This window comes from Nonomuraea sp. NPDC049269 (genome assembly GCF_043197155.1).
GTDB lineage: Bacteria > Actinomycetota > Actinomycetes > Streptosporangiales > Streptosporangiaceae > Nonomuraea.
Window position 1 is genome coordinate 91,012 of sequence record NZ_JBICSO010000010.1, and the last position, 15,714, is coordinate 106,725.

The window sequence follows — 15,714 nt, forward strand, 5'->3', positions numbered from 1 at the left end:
AGGCGAGCGGCTTGCTCGTCGGAGGAGACGGCACTGGCGCGACAAGGGGTTGATGTTGGGAGGCAGACCAAGTAGGGGCTAGTGACCAAGTACGAGGAAAAAGGGGCAGTGTCCTCGGCTCGCCTAGGAGAAGTTGCTGATCAGTGGGTACGGCGGCGGGGTGCCAGGACCTCGGTGACCTTGGCGATGGCTTCGGCGCCGGGTTTGACGTAGCGCATGGCGGTGCGGGGGTTCTTGTGCCGGGTCTTGCCCATGATGAGCTGCAGCGGTACCTCGGCTTCGCCGAGGTGGGTGGCGGCGCTGTGGCGCAGCTGGTGCAGGTCGAGCCCGGCGTACTTCTCCAGCAGGACGCGGGCGCGGTCGTAGCCGAGGCGGGCGCGGCCGGTGCGCGGGCAGATGTCGGCGGCGGCCGGGCGGCGGGCCGGGACGGGGCGCCGTTCGGATAGGAACAACGGGCCGTGGGTACGTGAGGTGCCGTCAGGCAGCCGGAGCAGGCGAGGTAGCAGGTGGGCGGTGCCACTGTCCCAATACACCCACTCGACGGCGCCACCTTTGGACTGGACGGGGGCGCGGCGGTGCTCCAGGTCGAGGTCCTCGACGTTCAGCGCCAGGATCTCGGAGGCCCGGGCGGCGGTCTCATAGAGCATCCGCCACAGCGCCCGCTCCCGCAGGGGGATGTCGCGGCGCGACAGCAGCCGGTGGATGGTGGCTTTCGCGACCGCGCGGGTCTCGTCGGCGCTCTCCTTGCGGCGTTCGGCGTCAGCCGGGACCGACGGGGCGGCCCAGTGCTTCTTGGCATGGCACCAGGACAGCCAGGAGGCGATGGCGGCGCGGTTGCGGTTCCAGGTTGCCGGCGCGCTCGCGCCCCACAACTCGGCGAGTGCGGTGCCGATCTCGGCGTCGGCGACTTCGGCGAGCGGCCGCTTGCGGCCGAGCAGCGCGTTGACGCGGTCGATGGCCGAGGCGTAGGCGCGGTGGGTGTTGGGATTGGCCGTGCGCGAGGTGGCGAGGAAGGCGTCGGCGGCCTCGGCGAGGGTGATGTACCCGCCGCGCAGGGCGGCGACCTTCGGCGCCGAGCTCATGCTGGCCCCCGGGCGGTGAGCGCTGTTCCGACCCGAGCGATGTACCGGATAACGTGCCGAAGTCGCACACTGCCTCGGCAAAGGCATCTCCTGGTCGCCGCGCCGCCGTGATCGCTCATGTACGTGATAATAGCCAATTATCACGTACATGAAGGGGATTCTACGGACGGGCTCGCCGACATGTGGGGCGGCATGGGTTCTCTACTCGGTGTGCTCGACTGCGGCTTTCGGGAGTGCGAGCATCACGAGCGCCGTGATCTCGTGAGGGAGACGGGCGTGAAGGGTGGAGGGAATGAGCTGGTGTTCCGTAAATGGATCCTCAACCGGAACACCAGCCCCCGCGCAACGTGGCTCGGGTCACTCCGAGTTCAACGCAGCGGTGACCGTGTGATACCCGATGCCGCCCTTGCGTTGCATGGCATGGTTCGACAGACCTGACCGGGCATCGCGCCGGATCGCGGCGAGCAGTTCCACCCTGCCGGTCTTAATCCATTGGCGTTATAGACAGCCCGTTGGCTGCGTCAGCGGCGGTTCTCGGCTGCCCTCAGTGAGCCCTTCACCGTGTCGATTCTCCCCTCGGCGAGGGTGATGGTGGTGGCGAGCAATGCCAGGACGGCAGCGGGAACGCCGAGCACGGTGACCGACAGCCAGTCTTGAGCCAGACCGCCAAGTCCACCGCCCATCGCAACTCCGAGGTAGATCGCGGAGGAGTTGAGGCCAAGGAGAACTGGTGCCGAGGCGGGTGCAAGGGTCACCAGCCGGTGTTGCTGCACGACGGAGACCATTCCGTCGGTTGTGCCCCAGATCGCGGCCCATACGCACGCGACAACCAGGTGGCTGACTGCGAGTGGGCTGATCGCGAGCAGCACAAGGGTCAAGCTCCCAGACCGATTACGGAGACCTGGCCCGGTATGCGAACCTGGCGCCGGCGATGACCAGGCCGGTCCGTTGGGACATCATCGCCAAGAACTACGACTAAGGGGTCTTGGGACTATCCGGCCGGAATTGAACGGTAAGCTCCGGCGCAGGTCAGGGGGGTGCGAGCCGAGGCGCCGCGGACGGGTTGATCTCGGTTTGGGTGTACCGGCTGGCAAGCGGTCATTGATCTCATACCGTCACGGTTTATGTCGTTTCAGTATTTGTCTGAGGAGCAGAGGGCCTGGTATCGGCGGTTCTTGACGGATCCGTCGCCGGAGGATCTGGAGCGGTTCTTTTACCTGGACGCGGACGCGTTGGCGGAGGTGGCGAAGATCTCACACAGGCCCGGTCACTGTGCAGGTTGACCATGCCAGTGTTACCGCCGTGCTCGGGCATCAGGTCCTCGAGGTGACCCAGTGGAGATCTGATCAGCGATGGCCTACAGCGCGGTAGGCACGCGCCAGGCGAAGGGGAAGAACGTGAGGTGCGTCCATGGTCGCCACACTGTAGAGCAGCGAGCGGCCCCGATCACACGTAGGGGCTCGTGGCGATCTCGCTCATCAGCCATGCGGTGAAGAGCTTCAGTCGTCGCCCGACCGGCCGGTCCTTCGGCCTGGTCAGGTAGTATGCGCTGCCCGGATCGATCTCGACGTCGAACGGGCGGACGAGTTGGCCGGTCCGGAGGTCCTCGTGAATCAGACCAGAGAAGAACAGGGCAGCGCCGTGGCCGTCCAAGGCGAGCCTGCGCAGCGTGTGCGAGTCGTCTACCTGGTCGGCTCTGGGCGGTTCGGGAAGCTTGACGCCGGACGCTTCAAACCAGCGGATCAGATGCTCGATGCTGAACTCGAACATGAGCCTGTGGCCGAGCAGATCGTGGGGGGAGGGATCAGGAGGCAACTGCTTGAGGTAGGCGCGGCTGCACACGATCGTGAGCCTGCCGTGCAGCACCAGCGTGCTCTCGGCGTTGGGCCAGTCGCCCGGACACCAGTTGATCCCCGCGTCCAGGTTGTCGGTGAAGAAGTCGGCCGGCTGGTAGGCGTGGTGCAGCCGCAGGTCGATGTCCGGGTGATGTGCCCAGAATCGGCCCAGCCGCGGGGTCAGCCACCTCGCCGAGAAGTACGGGGCGACGCTGACCGTGAGAGTCTCCTGCTGGTCGGTCCGTTTGACCTCTCGAACCGCGCGGCTGAGGATCTGGAGCGCCTGCGAGCACTCGGGGAGGAGCCTCATCCCGCTCGGAGAAAGCTCGATGCGCCGGTGCAGGCGCGTGATGAGCGGAACCCCGAGCTCCTCCTCCAGATGTCGCACATGGTGGCTGAGCGCGGCCGGGGTTACATAAAGCTCCTGAGCTGCCTTAGCGAAACTAAGATGACGCCCGACCGCCTCGAAGGCTCGAAGCTTTGTCAGTGTCCCTGAATTCAGCTCCATGGGCTAACGCTACGTTAGTTGGGCTTATGTGTCATGCCGCCTAGGTAGGCGTCGGCAACTCTGGGGTCTGCGCGCAATTCGGCGGCGTGGCCCTCGAGAATGGGGACGCCGTTCTCGATGACATACCCGCGATGCGCGATCCCGAGGGCGGCGGTGGCGTTCTGTTCGACGAGGAGGACGGAGGTGCCCTCAGCGTTGATCTGTGCGATGAGCCGCATGACGGAGGTGACCACGAGTGGAGCCAGTCCCATGGAGGGCTCGTCGAGAAGGAGCAGTCGAGGGCCGGTGACGAGGGCGCGGCCGATGGCGAGCATCTGCTGTTCGCCGCCTGAGAGGGTGCCTCCTTGCTGGTTACGGCGTTCGGCGAGACGGGGCAGCAGCTCGTAGACGTGGGCGATGCGTTTGCGGATCTCGGCCTGGTCGTGCACCATGTAGCCGCCGAGCTGCAGGTTCTCGTGGATGGTGAGGGTGGAGAAGACGCGGCGGCCTTCGGGGACGTGCACCAGCCCGCGTGCGGTGATGGTGTGGGGTTTGTCACGAGTGATTTCTTGGCCGTCGAAGACGACGGTGCCGTCGCTGGGACGCACGAGTCCGGAGATCGCGGACAGGGTGGTGGTCTTGCCCGCTCCGTTGTTGCCGAGCAGGGCGACGATCTCGCCCTGCTTGACGGTCACGGACAGGCCGCGCAGGGCGTGCACGCCGTCGTAGTGGACGTCGAGTCCGTGGATGTCAAGCATGGGAGTCCCTCCCCAGGTATGCCTCGATGACAGCGGGGTCGCGCCGGACGTCCTCGGGGCGGCCGTCGGCGATCTCGCGGCCGAAGTTGAGCACGACGACGCGCTCAGAGACCTCCATGACCAGGCCCATGTCGTGTTCGATGAGCACGATGGCGATGCCCAGGGCCTGGATGCGGCGGATGAGGTCGAGCATCTCGGCCTTCTCCCCGTGGTTGAGCCCGGCGGCGGGCTCGTCTAGTAGGAGCAGGTCCGGGCGGCGGGCCAGCGCCCGGGCGATCTCGGCGCGCCGCTGCTCGCCGTAGGGAAGGTTGCGGGCGGCGCCGTAGCGGTCACCGCGCAGGCCGACGAAGTCGAGCCAGTGGTGGGCGGCTTGGGTGTATTCGCGCTCGGAGCGGCGGTAGCGGGGGGTGTGTAGCAGGGCGTCGAAGATGTTCTGCCGCAGCCACAGGTGGGCGCCGGCGCGCACGTTGTCCAGCACCGACAGTTCGCCGAACAGCCGCAGGTTCTGGAAGGTGCGCGCGATGCCCAGGCCGGCGATGGCCGAGGGGCGAAGGCCGCTCAGGCTCTTGCCGCGCAGCGTGATCTGGCCGCTGGCGGGCCGGTAGAAGCCGGTGACGCAGTTGAAGGCAGAGGTCTTGCCGGCGCCGTTGGGGCCGATTACCGAGACGATCTCGGCCTGGCCGACGGAGAAGCACAGCCCGTCGATGGCCAGCAGCCCGCCGAAGGACAGGCGGAGATCCTCGACGCGCAGCAGGGTCATTTGAGAGCCTCTTTGGATCGGGCGGGCCACAAGCCCTGGGGGCGTGCCAGCATGAAGACGATGAGCAGAACGCCGAACAGGAAGAAGCGGTAGTCGGCCAGGTCGCGCAGGATCTCCGGGAGGAGGCTGATCACGATGGCACCGACGACGACGCCCGGGACCGAGCCCATGCCGCCCAGGACCACGGCCATGAGCACCAGCGCTGATTGCAGGAAGGTGAAGCTGTTGGGGGAGATGGCCGACAGCTGGGAGGCGAACAGCACGCCGGCCAGGCCGCCCCAGACTGCGCCCGCGATATAGGCGGCCAGCTTGATGCGGTAGGTGTGCACGCCCATGGCCTCGGCGGCGTCCTCGTCCTCACGGACGAACCGCCAGGCGCGCCCCAGGCGGGAGCGGCTGAGCCGGGCCGCGCCGAGCACGGCCAGGGCGACCACGGCCACAGTCAGGTAGTAGAAGACCACCGGGCTGGTGGTCAGCGGCGGGATACCGTAGATGCCGGACGGGCCGCCGGTGATGTCGAGGTTGTTGGCAGAGATGCGGATGATCTCGCCGAAGCCCAGCGTCACGATGGCCAGGTAGTCGCTGCGCAGCCGCAGCGTCGGGGCGCCGATGACGATCCCGGCGATCACGGTGACCACCAGCACCACCGGTACGGTGGCCACCAGCGGCAGGTCGAGTCGGGTGGCCAGCACGCCGCTGGTGTAGGCGCCGACGGCGAAGAAGGCGACGTAACCCAGATCCAGCAGCCCGCAGTAGCCGACCACGATGTTCAGCCCGGCCGCCAGCATCACGAAGATCGCCGCGCTGGTCATCACCGCCAGCCCGTACGGGCTGGCGTTCACGAACGGCGCCGCCAGCGCGATCAGCAGGCCGGCCAGCCCGACCCGATTGTTGCCCAGCAGCTTCGAGGCGCGGCTGGGGGTCTCGCCCGTCCCCAGGAGGCGCGGCTCGGTCCCGGTTTTGCTCTGGTCGGCCGTCGTCATACTCGCTCCGTGACGCGTTCACCGAGCAGCCCGGTCGGCCGCACCGTCAGGAAAAGGATCAGCACCCCGAACGTGAACACGTCCCGCCACTCGCCTCCGAGCCAGAAGGTGCCGAACGACTCCAGCAGGCCCAGCAGCAGACCGCCCAGCATGGTGCCGGGGAGGTTGCCGATACCGCCGATGACTGCGGCGGTGAACGCCTTCAACCCGATCAGAAACCCCATCAAGAAGTCGATCTTCCCGTAGTAGGCACCGGCCATCACGCCCGCTGCCCCGGCCAGCGCCGAGCCGAGGAAGAATGTGCGGGAGATCACCGCGTCCACGTCGATGCCCATCAGCGAGCTGGTCCGCGGATCCAGCGCGATGGCCCGCATGGCCCGGCCCTCGCGGGTGCGGGTGACCAGCAGGTTCAGCCCGGCCATCAGCGCCACGGCCGCCCCCACCAGCACCAGTTGCTGCAGGGTGAGCCGGGCGCCGAACACCTCGATCGCCGTGCCGCCCAGCCGCACCGGGTACACCTGCGGATCGGCTCCGGCCACCGCGCGCATCCCGTACTCCAACGCGAAGGACGCGCCGACCGCGGTGATCAGCAGGGACAGCCGGGGCGCCCGGCGCAGCGGCCGGTAGGCGATGCGTTCCAGCGCCACCCCGGCCAGGCCGGAGGCGACCATGGTCACCAGCAGCACGGCCAGCAGCGCCACCAACCCCACCGAGGCGGGTACGCCCCCGACTGCGCCGAGGACCGCGAAACCGGTGAACGCGCCCAGCATGTACAGGTCGCCGTGGGCGAAGTTGAGCAGCTTGATGATCCCGTACACCATGCTGTAGCCCAACGCCACCAGGGCGTAGAACGAGCCGACGAACAGACCGTTCCAGACGAGCTGCGTCATGACAGCGAATCCTGCAGGGCGAAGGCACCGTCCTTGACCACGAGAATCTGGAATCCGCCGCTGGCCAGCGTGTGCTCCGGCGTGAACTTCAGCGGCCCGGAGAACATTGGGAACCCGTCGATCGCCTCCAGCGCGGCGATCACCTTCGCGCCGTCGGTGCCGCCCGCCTTGCCCACCGCCTCGGCCGCCAGCCGGACCGCGTCGTAGGCCTGATTGGAGTACGGCCCTGGCTCGGCGTTGAACTTCTTCTTGTATGCCTCGATCCAGCCCTCCGCACCCTCCAGGGTGTCGGGCGTCTGGGTCATGGTGGCGTAAACGCCCTCGGCCGCCTCGCCGCCGGCGATCTCGGCCAGCTTCGGCGACACCGATCCGTCACCGACCATGATCGAACCCTTGTAGCCTGCCTGCCGCAGCTGGCGGACGATCAAGCCGCCCTCCTGGAAGTAGCCGGTCCAGTAGACGAAGTCGGGCTTCTTGGCCAGCACGTTGGTGATGTTGGCGCTGTAGTCGCTCTCCTTCGGCGTCACCGCCTCGAGGGTGACCGCCGCCGCGCCGAGACTCGACTGGGTGCGCAGCGCGATGTCCTTGGAGTAGCTGGTGTTGTCGTGCATCAGCGCGACACGCCGACCGCCCTGCTTGGCGATCCACTTCTGCGCGGCCTCGGCCTGCTGCGAGCCGGTGCCGTTAATCATGAAGACGTGGTTGAGCTTCTGGTCGACCAGTTCCTGCGAGTTGGCCGCTGGAATGATCATCGGAATGTTCGCCTTGCCGAAGATGGGCAGCGTGGGCAGCGTCGCCCCTGAGCAGTAGCCGCCCACTGACACGTGCACGCCCTCGGTGAGGAGCTTGTTGGCGGCGGCCGTGGCCGACTGGGCGTCGCAGGCGTCGTCGGCGGTCTTCAGCTCCAGCTTGCGGCCCAGCACGCCGCCCTTAGCGTTGATCTCGTCAACCGCCAGCTGGGCCGCGTTGATCATGTACGGCCCGATCGAGGCTTCGCTGCCCGACTGCGGAATCAGCATGCCCAGGACGATTGGGCCTTGCTGCTCGCCACCGGTTTCCTGGCCGAGCAGGCCCTGACCGCAACCGGAGGCCAGGAAGCCGAGGACGGCGACCGCCGCGAGGGACTTCAGAGGAATGGCACGCATGCGACTCCTCCTTTCTTCTGTTAGACGAATGCGACTCTTCTGTCAGGCGAATGCGACGCCTTGTGCCAGTGGCAGTGCGGAGGAGTAGTTGATGGTGTTGGTCGCACGGCGCATGTAGCCGCGCCAGGCGTCGGAGCCGGACTCCCTGCCGCCTCCCGTGCTCTTCTCACCGCCGAACGCGCCGCCGATCTCCGCGCCGGAGGTACCGATGTTCACGTTGACGATGCCGCAGTCGGAGCCGTCGGCGGCGAGGAAACTCTCGGCCTCGCGCTGGTCCAGAGTGAAGATCGATGACGACAGGCCCTGGGGTACCGCGTTGTGCAGCCGTACGGCCTCCTCGAAGGAGTCGTGCGTCATGACGTACAGAATCGGGGCGAAGGTCTCCTGCCGCACGATGTCGCTCTGGCCGGGCATGCGGACGATGGCCGGCCGGGCGTAGTACGCCTGCGAAGCCCCTTCCCGGTCAACTCTGGTGCCGCCCGTGACGACGGTGCCGCCGTCTCGGGCGGCGCGGTCCAGCGCTCGGCGCATCGCGCCGAACGCGGTGCCGTCGATGAGCGGCCCCACCAACGTGGCCTCGTCGAACGGATCGCCGACCACAAGCTTCGCGTAAGCCGCGTCGAGTCGCTCGACGAGCTCGTCCGCCACCGACTCGTGGGCGATCACCCGTCGCATGGTGGTACAGCGCTGGCCCGCGGTCCCGGCCGCCGCAAACGCGATGCCCCGGACGGCGAGGTCCAGATCGGCCGACGGCGCCACCACCGCGGCGTTGTTGCCGCCGAGTTCGAGGATCGAGCGTCCGAAGCGCCGGGCGATGCGCGGGGCGATCTCGGCGCCCATGCGCTCGGATCCGGTCGCGCTCACCAGGGGGACCAGCGGGCTGTCGAGCAGGATTCCGGCCGCCGGCACGTCGCAGATGACCAGCCGGTTGATCTCGGAGGGCATGCCGCACTCGGCGGCGGCGCGCTCCAGCAGGGCCGAGCAAGCCAGGGCGGTCAGGCTCGTCATCGGTGACGGCTTCCACACGACCGTGTCACCGCAGACGAGCGCGATCGCGGCGTTCCACGCCCAGACGGCGGCCGGGAAGTTGAACGCGGAGATGACCGCGACGACGCCCAACGGATGCCAGGTCTCCATGAGCCGGTGTCCCGGTCGCTCGGAGGGCATGGTGCGCCCCTCCAAGCGGCGCGAGAGGCCGACGGCGAAGTCGCAGACGTCGATCATCTCCTGGACTTCGCCGAGCGCCTCGGAGCGGATCTTGCCGACCTCGATCATGATCAGCTCGGCCAGGTCGTGCCTGTGCCGCTCGACCAGCTCGCCGAACCGCTTGACCAGCCGTCCCCGCTCCGGGGCGGGCACGGTCCGCCACTGCAAGAAGGCTTCGTGGGCGGCCTGAACGGCGGCTCCGACGGCCGCGGCGTCCGCGGCGGGGATGTCGAACAGCTCGTCCCCCGTCACCGGCGTGCGGGCCGTGACAGTGCTGCGGGCGGAGGCGTCGATGGCGACGCCGCACCGCTGCAGGCATGCCCGGGCCAGATGGCGCAGGCCCTCGCTGGATCGCGGGTGAAGGGACGTCGGGGATGATGATGTCACGGGCCAGACTCCGGTTCCGCTCTCTACCACGCCATGACCCCGCCGACACCGTCGCGCAGCGCGCGACGGTAGACGAGGTTGGCCGCGACCATGTCCTCCATGCCGATCCCCATGGCCTTGTACACGGTGATCTCACGGTCGTCCCGCCGACCCGCCCGTGGGTCGAGGACGACCGCACCCAGCGTCGTGGCCTTGCCGGGATCGGCGGTGGAGAGTTCGGAGCACCCGATCGGCACCGGTTCGAAGGCGTCGAGTGACTCCACGAACAGGCGATGCCGCTGCGCCAGTTCGCGGGGCAGTTCACCCTCCGGCGGGAAGTACCCGACGGAGGACACATGCGCGCCGGCCTTCAGCCAGCCCGGATCGATCACCGGCGCGGCCGCGTGCGTGGCCAGGCAGACCACGTCCGATTCGCGCACGGCCGCCTCCAGCTCCGCCGAGGCGTGAGCGATGTCGTCGCGAGCGGCCAACCGCTCCGCCTCGTCGACGTGGAGCGAGTACACGTTGATGCGGTCGAATTCCCGGATCAGGGGCAGCAACCGCAAGTGCTCGCGAGCCTGGACACCCGCGCCGACGATCGTGGCGATCCGCGCGTCGCGCCGGGCCAGCAGTCGCGCGGACAGCACCGCGGACGCCGCGGTGCGAATCCCGGTGATGTAGGTCCCGTCCATGACGCAGGTCGTCGCCCCGGTCTCCGGATCGAAAAGGTTAATCATGGCAAGGTGGTTGGGCAGCCCGAGATCGAGGTTTCCGTCGAAGACGTTCACCACTTTCACGCACATCTGCCAACCCGGTTGCCAGGCCGACATGGCCAAGGAGAAGCCCTTGCCCGGAACGGTCAGCTCCGGCCGGAAAGGCGACTGGACCTCGCCCAGTTCGAGCCCCCGGAATCCGTCCTCCAGCCCGTCCAGCAACTCCTGGGGATCGAGGTTCTCCTCGACCTCGGCCTCGGTGAGCGTGAGAATCTCACGAACTCCCTTTGCGATCTCGAAGGCGGCCCTGCTCGCCGTCCCGGTCATGTAGATCTCCCTGCGTTCAATCGGGGTTTCGGTTCATTCGATTCTGGGAGATGCAGCGATTCCACTCAACCGAAAAGTTCGTGGCTCACATGAACAGAACTAATGTGACCAACATTGCGAGCAGGGCGTAACTCGCGAGATCACTAAAGCCGTGCTCGGGCTTTGGACGCCTTCTGGCGTATCGTGTAGGAGATGAATTCGGCGCAGCACACCGCGCACCGCCCCACATCGACACGAGGAGGCGACAGATGGCTGAGTCAGCACCGGATGCCGAACGCCCCGCCGTCGGGGCGCCCTCCGAGGTGACGAGTTTCGTCGGCCGACGACGCGAGCTGGCGGAGGCCAGGCGGCTGCTATCGGCCGCGCGAGTGGTGACGCTCACCGGCGTGGGCGGTGTCGGCAAGACCCGGCTGGCCATGCGGCTCGCCGACGAGGTCCGGCGGGCCTTCCCCGCTGGCGTGTGGCTGGTCGACCTGACCGCGGTGGAGGCTCCGGAACTGCTCGTGCACGCGGTGGGCGAGGCATTGGAGATCCAGGATCGTTCCGCACGGCCCGCGCTGCAGGTACTCGTCGAGAATCTGCGCGGCAAGCAGGCGCTGCTGCTCCTGGACAACTGCGAGCACTTGATCTCCGAGTGCGCCGAGCTGGCGGACCGGCTCGTACAGCACCTACCGGACCTGCGCATCCTCGCCACGAGCCGGCAGACGCTGGGCATCGCTGGCGAGCACGTGCTCCATGTGCCGACGCTGCCCCGCGACGAGGCGGTGCAGTTGTTCGCCGAGCGCGCCCAGACCATGCTGCGAGGGTTCACGCTGACCGGGGCCGACCGCCGTTCCGTGGAGCTGATCTGCGCCCGCCTGGACGGCATACCGTTGGCGATCGAGCTGGCGAGCGCTCGGCTGAGGGTGCTTTCACCGGCGCAGGTGCTGGCGCGGCTGGACGACAGCTTCGGGCTGCTGACCACTGGCTCGCGGACCGCGCTGCCACGCCGGCGGACGTTGCGGGAGATGATCGGCTGGAGCCACGCCCTGTGCACGAAGCAGGAGCAGTTGCTGTGGGCCCGTGCCTCCGTGTTCGCCGACAGCATCGAACTGGAGGCCGCCGAGGAGGTGTGTTCGGGGGACGGCATCGCGCTCGAGGAGGTCATCGACGTGGTGACCGGCCTCGTGGACAAGTCCATCCTGATCAGGGAGGAGCACGCCCACCGGGTCCGATACCGGCTGCTGGAGACCATCAAACAGTACGGCCGTGAACGGCTGCGCGAGCTCGGGCAAGAGGAGGAGCTGCGGCGCCGCCACCGGGGTTGGTTCCACCGGCTGGTGGCTCGGGCGGAGCCCGAATGGTTCGGGCCCGGCCAGGCGGAGTGGTTCGCCCGCCTGCGCGCCGAGCAGGGCAACATCCGGGTGGCCCTGAATTTCTGTGTCACCGAGCGGCATGAGGCTCGCCGTGGGCTGAGGATGGCCGCCGCCCTCTGCTACTACTGGATCGCGACCAGTTCGCTGCGTGAGGGGCGGCGCTGGCTCGACCTGCTGCTATCCCTGGACACCGCCCCCACCGCGGTGCGGGCCAAGGCATTGATCGTGAACGCCCGGCTGGCGATCCTGCAGAGCGATTTCGCCTCCGCTGGACCGGTGTTGCGGGACGGCCGGGCGCTGGCCGGTCGCTTGGGTGATGCTCGTACTCTTGCGATGAGCATGCACGTCGAGGGGCTGGCCGCGCTGATCGATCAGGATCTGCCCCGGGCCGTGATCCTGCTCGGCAAGTCGTGCAAGCAATACGAGCACCTCGGGGACCGCATGAGCGCGGCGATCTCGCAGATGTACCTGGCCACCGCCCAGTCGTATCTCGGTGACCATGATCAGGCAGCCGCGCTCTTCGACGACTGCGTGGCCGTGTGTGATGCGCACGGCGAGCTGTGGTTCAAGTCGTACGCGCTGTGTGTGTCCGGCATCGCCGCCTGGCGGGTGGGCGACGCGTCCGGGGCGTATGCGCTGGAGCTGGAGAGCATTCGGCTCAAGCGGCCGTTCAACGACCGCCTCGGGCTCGCCATGTGCGTGGAGGTGATGGCCTGGATTGCCGCGGAGCAGGGCGAGAACGAGCGCGCCGCCCGGCTGCTCGGGGCGGTCGTAAACCTGTGGCGGTCCATCGGCGGGCCGCTCTTTGGTTACCTGACGGATCACCACGCGCGCTGCGAGGAGGCGGTGCGGCGTGCCCTGCCCGCGAGGACGTTCGACGATGCCGTGCACAAGGGCACAGCACTCTCCTTGGCCGCACTGATCGAGCTGGCGCGGCGGGAGGACGCCGCTGCGCCGGAGGTCGCGGAGCCGTCGCCCTTGACGCGGAGGGAAGCGGAGATCGCTGAGCTCGTCGCGCGGGGCATGAGCAACAAGGAGATCGCGGCCGCGCTGGTGATCGCGCAGCGCACCGCTGAGGGGCACGTCGAGCACATCCTGGCCAAGCTCGGCTTCAAGTCCCGCGCCCAGATAGCCGTCTGGGTGTCCGAGCGTTCCCGTGCGTAGCGGCCGATTAGCGTTCATGACCGCACCGATCCGCCTGTGGCCACGGCGTGACCGTGCCGTCCTCCTGCTGGAGCAGGAGTCGCCTGTCGTGTGCCAGCACGCCCCGCGGCAGTAACCCGCGCAGGCTCGCACTCGTGAAAGCTGCGCTCATGCTGTTGAGGTCGTGGACCAGGCCGATCCGGAACAAGGAGCGGGTCTCCCTGATGGCGTCGTGATCGCCTGCTCTGATCACCACGCGGAGATCGGGCGCGATCGCCCGCGCCGCCACGGAGACCGCTATGTTCTCCAGGTCGTCGGAGGCCACGGCCACCAGGGCCTGCGCGGCGTGCAGGCGGACCTTGGCGAGCACGAAGGCGTCTATGGCGTCGGCCACGAGGACGGGTACCCGGAGCGCCCTGGCGACCCGGAGGTTGGGTGCGGCCGGGTCTCGCTCGATCGCCACCACGCCGATGCCCAGGTCCTGGAGCTGGGTGCACAGCCGCAGGCCCACCTGTCCCAGACCGACCACAACCACGTGGCCGGCTCGGGGCAGGGCCCGGGGGCCCACGATACCGAGTGAGCGGGGCGCCAGCAGCCGGTCCACCATGCCGGCGGTGAAGACGGCGGTGAAGACCATGGTGAAAATCATTGCGACGCTGGCGAACAGCAGGTAGGCGTCCGAGCCGTGCGTGGACGCCGGTCCGACGGTCGACACGGTGCGCACCGCGTCGAACAGCGCCTCGATCGGTGCTCTGCGGTGCACCGCCACGGACCATGCCCAGTCCGCGAAGAGCACCGCGAGCAGCCCCGCCAGGCCGGCGAGCATGATGCGAGAGCTGCCGTCGTGCGGCCGTAACTGGCCTTTGATCCTGCCCATCCGCGCTCGCCGCCGCAGCGGGCGCGGGAGCCGGTAGGGCTCCTGGCGGACGGTGTTCCCGTCCCAGCGGGCCGCGACGTGCCCGGAGGGCGTCCGCGTCACCGCAAGCAGGTCGGGTGCGACGCAGGCCGCCAGGAAGGCGGGCACCGCGACGTCGGCCGGCGACGTGACGCGGCAGTTGGGCACCACCCGCACCAGTTGTTCGGCGACGGTCCGGTCGAAGATCTGGACGACCAGCGTGACGCTGGGGCGGATGTGCTCCACAGCGAGGGCATAGCGCAGAGATTCCACATCGTCGTCGAGCAGGATCGCCACGCCCGCGACGTGCTGGCCCAGCGCCTCGTGCAGGTCCTTGTCGGTGGGCTGGATGAGGTGGCGCACGGTGTGGCCGACCGCCAGCAGTGAGCCGCAGACGCCGCGGGCCGCCTCGCCGCCGATGACGACGTAGACGGGCTCAGGAAAGGAGGTCGCAGTCATCGGAACGGTAGGGGTCGCAGCCAAGGCAGCGTAGGCTCCCGCAGCCCATGCAGTGATTCAGGATCCGGCCGCAGTGGCAGCGCGATGCGCTGCTTCCGGACGTGGCGCTTTCGGATGTGGTGCTCTGCCCGGCCGCGTGGTAGGCCGCTGTCATGCCCGCTCCGCGAGGGGAACGCGGCCCTTGAGCCGCATGGCGGCGCGGACCCTGTCCTGGGCGATCGTGCGCGCCGCCTCGTGGGGCGGTATGCCGCAGGTGCGGGCCGTCGCCAGTACCGCTTCGGTGTTGTCGCGCAGCTTGGCCGAGACGAGCGGAAAGATCCGTGCCGGGTCAGGCCGGAACGGCGAGTAGCGGGCTTCCATGGCGAATCCCGCGGCCACCACGCCGCCGGCGTTCGCGATGAAGTCGGGCACGATGCCGACGCCGCGCTCCGCCAGGACCCGCTGCGCCTGGGGGGACGTGGGCAGGTTGGCCGCCTCGACGACGAGCCGTGCCCGCAGGCGGGTGGCGAGCTCGGCGTCGATGACGTCCTGTAGAGCGGCGGGCACGAGGATGTCACACGGGACGAGCAGTTCGGTGCCCGGGGCGCGGACGGGGACCGAGCCGTACTCGTCGACCAGGGCGTCCCCGTGGATCTCGCGCAGTTTGACCAGCCGCTCGACGTCCAGGCCGACTGGGTCGTGCAGGGCACCGCGGGCAGTGGAGACGGCCACGACGGTCGCGCCGAGCTCCGCCAGACGCCGGGCGGCGGCGCCGCCGACGGCGCCAAAGCCCTGAATGGACACCCTGGCCGTGGCCAGGGAGAACCCGCTCGCCCCGGCCGCTGCGTCGGCGGCCTCTGCGACGCCGTACCCGGTGATGCCAAGCGCGTCGTACGGGACGCCGCCTAGTTCCTGCGGTGTGCCGACGGCGGCGCCCCGATCTCCGAGCTCGTCCTGGATGATCGCCGCGTCCCTCTCGGTCAGGCCAACGTCCAGGCCGAGGACGTACTCGCGGGGGACCTCGTTGGACAGCGCGCGTACGAAGGCGCGCAGGATCGCCTCCTTGTCCGGAGAGGCGGGATCGGCGGCGATCCCCGCCTTCGCGCCGCCGTGGAACATGTCGACGCCGGCCCACTTCCAGGTCATGACCCTGGCGAGGCGGGCGACCTCGCCGACGGTAACGTGCGGGCTCATCCTGGTGCCGCCCTTGCCGGTGCCGCGGGCGGTGTTGTCGATGACCAGCACGCCCTTCATCCCACTCCGGCGGTGCGAGACGACCACCACCTTCTCCGGTCCCCATTCGTCGATAAGTGCGAGCGTGTCCGTCATGG

At 68.6% G+C, this 15,714-nt stretch carries 13 protein-coding genes; 1 reads left to right on the forward strand and 12 read right to left on the reverse strand.

Going from position 1 to position 15,714, the window contains the following annotated elements; translation table 11 throughout:
- Positions 1–140: 140 nt before the first annotated feature.
- From ACGFNP_RS46705 to ACGFNP_RS46750, 10 genes are all read right to left on the reverse strand, one after another.
- A complete protein-coding gene (locus ACGFNP_RS46705) occupies positions 141–1,082 on the reverse strand; it encodes a tyrosine-type recombinase/integrase (RefSeq protein WP_393329461.1) in 942 nt (313 codons plus the stop codon).
- Positions 1,083–1,603: 521 nt separating this feature from the next.
- Positions 1,604–1,951 (reverse strand): hypothetical protein, encoded by a 348-nt coding sequence (locus ACGFNP_RS46710; protein ID WP_393329463.1) that lies wholly within the window; start codon positions 1,949–1,951, stop codon positions 1,604–1,606.
- A 577-nt stretch (positions 1,952–2,528) separates the two neighbouring features.
- Positions 2,529–3,425, reverse strand: coding sequence for a LysR substrate-binding domain-containing protein (locus tag ACGFNP_RS46715; protein WP_393329465.1), 897 nt, complete (start codon positions 3,423–3,425; stop codon positions 2,529–2,531).
- A gap of 14 nt (positions 3,426–3,439) precedes the next feature.
- The gene (locus tag ACGFNP_RS46720; RefSeq protein ID WP_393329467.1) at positions 3,440–4,162 is read right to left on the reverse strand and encodes an ABC transporter ATP-binding protein; all 723 of its coding nucleotides are present in this window, start codon (positions 4,160–4,162) and stop codon (positions 3,440–3,442) included.
- A complete protein-coding gene (locus ACGFNP_RS46725) occupies positions 4,155–4,922 on the reverse strand; it encodes an ABC transporter ATP-binding protein (protein WP_393329469.1) in 768 nt (255 codons plus the stop codon). Before ACGFNP_RS46725 ends, ACGFNP_RS46720 begins: the two co-directional genes overlap by 8 nt.
- Entirely contained in the window at positions 4,919–5,905 is a 987-nt protein-coding gene (locus ACGFNP_RS46730) for a branched-chain amino acid ABC transporter permease (protein WP_393329471.1), read from the reverse strand. The genes ACGFNP_RS46725 and ACGFNP_RS46730 overlap by 4 nt, the downstream gene beginning before the upstream one ends.
- Positions 5,902–6,795 (reverse strand): branched-chain amino acid ABC transporter permease, encoded by an 894-nt coding sequence (locus ACGFNP_RS46735; RefSeq protein ID WP_393329473.1) that lies wholly within the window; start codon positions 6,793–6,795, stop codon positions 5,902–5,904. Before ACGFNP_RS46735 ends, ACGFNP_RS46730 begins: the two co-directional genes overlap by 4 nt.
- Positions 6,792–7,940 (reverse strand): branched-chain amino acid ABC transporter substrate-binding protein, encoded by a 1,149-nt coding sequence (locus ACGFNP_RS46740; protein ID WP_393329474.1) that lies wholly within the window; start codon positions 7,938–7,940, stop codon positions 6,792–6,794. The genes ACGFNP_RS46735 and ACGFNP_RS46740 overlap by 4 nt, the downstream gene beginning before the upstream one ends.
- A gap of 42 nt (positions 7,941–7,982) precedes the next feature.
- On the reverse strand, positions 7,983–9,533 hold the full coding sequence (locus ACGFNP_RS46745) for an aldehyde dehydrogenase family protein (protein WP_393329476.1): 1,551 nt from the start codon (positions 9,531–9,533) through the stop codon (positions 7,983–7,985).
- A 23-nt stretch (positions 9,534–9,556) separates the two neighbouring features.
- The gene (locus tag ACGFNP_RS46750) at positions 9,557–10,552 is read right to left on the reverse strand and encodes an ornithine cyclodeaminase family protein (RefSeq protein ID WP_393329478.1); all 996 of its coding nucleotides are present in this window, start codon (positions 10,550–10,552) and stop codon (positions 9,557–9,559) included.
- 248 nt (positions 10,553–10,800) lie between these two features.
- Here ACGFNP_RS46750 and ACGFNP_RS46755 point away from each other — a divergent pair, with 248 nt between their 5' ends.
- Positions 10,801–13,071 carry an ATP-binding protein gene (locus tag ACGFNP_RS46755; protein WP_393329480.1) on the forward strand — a complete coding sequence of 757 codons (2,271 nt, stop codon included), beginning with the start codon at positions 10,801–10,803 and terminating at the stop codon, positions 13,069–13,071.
- Positions 13,072–13,078: 7 nt separating this feature from the next.
- On the opposite strand, the gene ACGFNP_RS46760 is transcribed toward ACGFNP_RS46755, so the two are convergent.
- Both ACGFNP_RS46760 and ACGFNP_RS46765 read right to left on the reverse strand, forming a co-directional pair.
- Entirely contained in the window at positions 13,079–14,404 is a 1,326-nt protein-coding gene (locus tag ACGFNP_RS46760; protein WP_393329482.1) for an NAD-binding protein, read from the reverse strand.
- Between the two features lie 150 nt (positions 14,405–14,554).
- Positions 14,555–15,712: a Glu/Leu/Phe/Val dehydrogenase gene (locus tag ACGFNP_RS46765; RefSeq protein WP_393329484.1), complete on the reverse strand. Its 1,158-nt coding sequence runs from the start codon at positions 15,710–15,712 to the stop codon at positions 14,555–14,557.
- Between the last annotated feature and the right edge of the window lie 2 nt (positions 15,713–15,714).